The sequence below is a fragment of the Streptomyces sp. NPDC006265 genome (assembly GCF_040613555.1).
Classification (GTDB): domain Bacteria; phylum Actinomycetota; class Actinomycetes; order Streptomycetales; family Streptomycetaceae; genus Streptomyces.
The window spans coordinates 1-1598 of sequence record NZ_JBEXSH010001351.1 but is presented as its reverse complement, the minus strand read 5'-3'; the positions used below and the strand labels follow the sequence as shown (position 1 = coordinate 1598).

General features: G+C 73.0%; 1 protein-coding gene. It reads right to left on the bottom strand.

From position 1 onward, the window contains the following. Window positions 1–74 precede the first annotated feature (74 nt). A partial coding sequence (locus ABZ281_RS48750) for an MFS transporter (RefSeq protein WP_356665215.1) occupies window positions 75–1598 on the bottom strand: 1524 nt, incomplete at its 5' end.

Below are 1598 nucleotides of genomic sequence, written 5' to 3'. Positions count from 1 at the left end.
TCGGCGCCTGGTCGACCGCCCCAGCCTCTCGGCCGAGAGTCACGGGTGGCGCGTGGGTGGGCAAGAAAGGGGCGTCACACCGAGACGCGTGACTCCGCCGCGTCCCTGGGGGCAGGAAGCTCCACCGGTCCCGGCTCGCACTGCATGACCCGCGGCAACCGCAACGCCATCACCGCTCCGAGCAGCAACAGCCCCGCACTCACCAGCAACGTCACATGCAGCCCGTGCACGAACGCGTCCCGGGCGGCATGCCGCAGCGCGGCACCGGCGGACCCGCCCAGCTGCGCGGCGACCTCGTACGCCTCCCCCAGCGAATGCCCCGCCGAGGAGGACGCCGACGCCGGCACCCCGGGCACCCCGGACAGCCCCGGCGCGTACGCCGCGTTCATCACCGTGCCGAGCAGCGCGATCCCGATCCCCGCCCCGAGCTGGTACGACGTCTCCCCGATCGCCGCCGCCCCACCGGCCTGCTCCGGCGGCGCCTCACTCAGCATCGACTCGTACGCCCCGAACAGCGTCGTCTCCAGCCCGAAGCCGAGCAGCACGAACCCGCTCACCATCAGCGCACAGTCGTCGGTCCGGCCCAGCGCCGTCAGCAGCACCACCGCGAACGCCGTGAGGCAGAACCCGGCGCACACCATCCGCCGCGGCCCGAACCGCCGCAGCATCCGCGCCCCGGCCAGCCCGGCCGCCATCGCCGCGAACGTCAGCGGCAGCAGCCGCAGCCCGGTCTCCAGCGGCGACAGCCCGAGCACCAGCTGCAGGTACTGCGCCGCGATCAGCTCCAGACCCACCAGCGCGAGCATCGCCAGCACGATGCACCCGACGGACGTGCTGAACGCCGGCCGCGCGAACATCTTGAGGTCCACCAGCGGATACGTCCGCCGCCGCTGCCGCCGTACGAAGCCGACCAACAGCGCGGCGCCCACCACCAGCGACGGCACGGTGAGCAGGCTGCCCAGCGACTCCCCGCCGCCGAGCCGCTTCACGCCCAGCACGACACCGAACAGACCGGCCGCCGCCATCAGCGCGCCGACCACGTCCCAGGGACCCCTGCCGTCGCCCTTCGACTCGGGCAGCAGCAGTCGCCCCACCGGAAGGCTGACCAGCATCAACGGAATGTTGACGAGGAACACCGAGCCCCACCAGAAGTGCTCCAGCAGGAAGCCGCCGAGCAGCGGTCCGACCGCCGCGCCGACTGCGGCCACGGCGCTCCAGATGCCGATCGCGAGCGCCCGCTCGCGCCGGTCGGGGAAGACCTGCCGCAGGATCGAGAGGGTCGCGGGCATGATCATCGCGCCGCCCACGCCGAGCAGCGCCCGCGCCGCGATCAGCACCTGTGCGCTGTCGGCCAGGGCCGCGAGGCCGGAGGCGACTCCGAAGAGCGCGTATCCGAGGAGCAGGACTCTTCGGCGGCCGATGCGGTCGCCCAGCGTGCCGAACAGGATCAGCAGCGAGGCGCAGACCAGTGGGTAGACGTCGACGATCCAGAGCAGCTCGATCCCGCCGGGCCTCAGGTCCTCGGTGACGGCGGGGACCGCCACGTGCAGCACGGTGGCGTCGACGGCGACCAGCAGCAGGCTGACGCAGAGGACGAC